The 2665-nt window shown below is 65.8% G+C and carries 3 protein-coding genes and 1 riboswitch; all 3 genes read left to right on the forward strand.

Going from position 1 to position 2665, the window contains the following annotated elements; translation table 11 throughout:
• Positions 1 to 1051 (forward strand): winged helix-turn-helix domain-containing protein (locus VN004_RS08360; protein ID WP_325608874.1); only part of this gene is annotated, 1051 nt, incomplete at its 5' end.
• A 16-nt stretch (positions 1052 to 1067) separates the two neighbouring features.
• Positions 1068 to 1269, forward strand: a riboswitch (cobalamin riboswitch).
• A 37-nt stretch (positions 1270 to 1306) separates the two neighbouring features.
• Positions 1307 to 1726: a DUF1636 family protein gene (locus VN004_RS08365; RefSeq protein WP_325608876.1), complete on the forward strand. Its 420-nt coding sequence runs from the start codon at positions 1307 to 1309 to the stop codon at positions 1724 to 1726.
• Positions 1723 to 2665 (forward strand): cobalamin biosynthesis protein CobW (gene cobW / locus VN004_RS08370; protein WP_325608878.1); only part of this gene is annotated, 943 nt, incomplete at its 3' end. The genes VN004_RS08365 and cobW, both read left to right, overlap by 4 nt.

Consider the following 2665-nt stretch of genomic DNA (forward strand, 5'->3'; position numbering starts at 1 on the left):
CGTTGTGCGGGCGCACTACATGCCGCTCTATTCGCGGCTTGGCCCCTACCCTCTTTCGCTGCTCGACGACGCGGCCCGTCCGGGAGCGAAGCGCCAGCTTTTCGAATACTGGGCGCATGAGGCCTCGCTGCTGCCGCTGGAGACCTATCCGCTGCTGCGATGGCGCATGGAACGGGCGGAGCGCGGCGAGGAGATGTATCGCGGACTGGCCAGGTTCGGCCGCGAGCGCGTGGATTTCATCGCGGAGATATTTCGCGAAGTTGAAACGCGCGGCCCGCTCGCCGCCTCCGACATGGACGGCCACAAGGGCTCCGGCGGCTGGTGGGGCTGGAGCGAAGCAAAGATGGCCTTTGAGTGGCTGTTCTGGGCGGGAAGAATCACCACCGCCCACAGGCGCGGGTTCGAGCGGGTCTACGATCTGCCGGAACGCGTTCTGCCCCGGGCAGTCCTCGACCTGCCGGTTCCCTCTCCGGCGGATGCCCAGCGCGAATTGCTGCGCATTTCCGCGCGCGCCCATGGCATCGCCACCGCCGCCTGCCTGCGCGATTACTTTCGACTTGCCGCGACCGAGACCGCACCGCTCATCGCTGATCTTGTCGAGGAAGGGGAATTGATTCCCGTCACCGTCAAAGGATGGGGCAAGCAAGCCTATCTGCACCGCGACGCGCGCCTGCCGCGCAGGATCGAGGCCCACGCACTGCTCGCCCCCTTCGACCCGCTGGTGTTCGAACGCGACCGCACCGAAAGCCTGTTCGGCTTCCGCTACCGGATCGAGATCTACACGCCGGCCGAAAAGCGGCAATATGGCTATTATGTCCTGCCCTTTTTGCTGGGCGACAGGATTGTCGCACGCGTCGATCTGAAAGCGGACCGACCCGCCGGCATTCTGCGCGTCCATGCCGCCTATGCCGAACCCGACGCACCGCCCGAAACCGCAGCCGCACTTTGCGAAGAGCTGGACCAGATGCGCCAGTGGCTGCAACTCGATCGCATGGAAATCACCCCGGCCGGCAGCCTCGGACCTGCGCTGGCCGCCATCGCCGCGCGTTGACAGTGCGACCCGCCCAAGCCTAAATCCCCGCGACGGTCTCCTTTTTCAAAGAAGGGGAGCTAAGAGGGAACGCGGTGAGGGATTTTTCCCGACTCCGCGGCTGTGCCCGCAACTGTAAGCGACGAGCCCTTGCCGGCAGCCACTGGGTCATCCCCGGGAAGGCGGCATCAGGGCGATGACCCGCAAGCCAGGAGACCTGCCGTCTGAACGAGAAAAGCCGCAAGCCTGGCGGGTGTCCCGGGCAAGGAGCGTATTTTGGACCGCAATCCCGCCGCCTGCGAAACCGGCCAGTCCGGCAACCGGACCAGCGACACCACGATCATCGTCTGCATTTCCTGCCGCGACGCCAGCGGCTCGGATGCGCATCCGCGCGCCGGTGAGAAGCTGGCCGAAAACACGCGCCGAGCCGCCGCCGGCCAGCCAGTCGAGGTGCGCACGGTGGAATGCCTCGGCAACTGCAAGCGCCGCCTCAGCGCCTCCATCCTGCACGACGGGGCCTGGAGCTACGTCTTCGGCGATCTCGCCGAGGACAGCGGCGCCGATCTGGTGACCGGCGCCTGCCAGCTGGCCAGCGCCGGGGACGGAAAAATTCCGTGGCGCGGCCGCCCCGATTCGCTCAAGCGCGGCCTTGTCGCGCGCATTCCTCCCCTCACCCTTCTGAAGGACCAATCATGACCGCAAACGCTACCCGCGTGCCCTGCACCGTCGTCACCGGCTTCCTCGGCGCCGGCAAGACCACGCTGATCCGCAACCTGCTCGAACAATCCGCAGGCAAGCGCCTCGCCCTCATCGTCAACGAATTCGGCGATGTCGGCGTCGATGGCGAAATCCTGAAAGGCTGCGGCATCGACACCTGCCCCGAGGAAAACATCGTCGAACTGGCCAATGGCTGCATCTGCTGCACGGTTGCCGACGATTTCGTGCCGGCGCTCGACCAGATCCTGTCGCGCACGCCTAAGGTCGACCACATCCTGATCGAAACCTCCGGCCTCGCTTTGCCCAAGCCGCTGGTGCAGGCCTTCCAGTGGCCGACGGTGAAAAGCCGCGTCACTGTGGACGGCGTCATTGCCGTGGTCGATGGCCCGGCCCTTGCCGAGGGCAAGGTCGCCTCCGACATGGACGCGCTTGCCGCCCAGCGCGCAGAGGACGAGTCGCTCGACCATGACGACCCGATCGAAGAAGTCTTCGAGGATCAGGTGGCCTGCGCCGACCTCATCATCCTGTCCAAGAACGACCTGCTCGACGAAGCTGGCGCGGATCGCGCCCGCAGGATCGTGGACGCCCATATCGGGCCTGCGGTGAAGGTGGTCCCGTCCGAGCACGGCAAGGTCGATCCGTCTATCCTGCTCGGCCTCGGCCTCGCCGTCGAGGACGACATCGAAAACCGCAAGTCGCATCATGACGGCGTGGGCGATCACGAGCACGACGATTTCGACACTTTCATCGTGGACGTCGCTTCCGTCACCGATCCCGAGGACCTCGCCCGCCGCATCGCCGCCGCCGCCGAGCAGCAGGACGTGCTGCGCGTCAAGGGTTTCGTGGAGGTGGCGGGCAAGCCGATGCGCCTGCTGGTTCAGGCTGTTGGTCCGCGCGTCAATCATTATTATGATCGCG

Source organism: Pseudorhodoplanes sp. (genome assembly GCF_035565855.1).
In the GTDB taxonomy this organism is placed as follows: domain Bacteria; phylum Pseudomonadota; class Alphaproteobacteria; order Rhizobiales; family Xanthobacteraceae; genus Pseudorhodoplanes.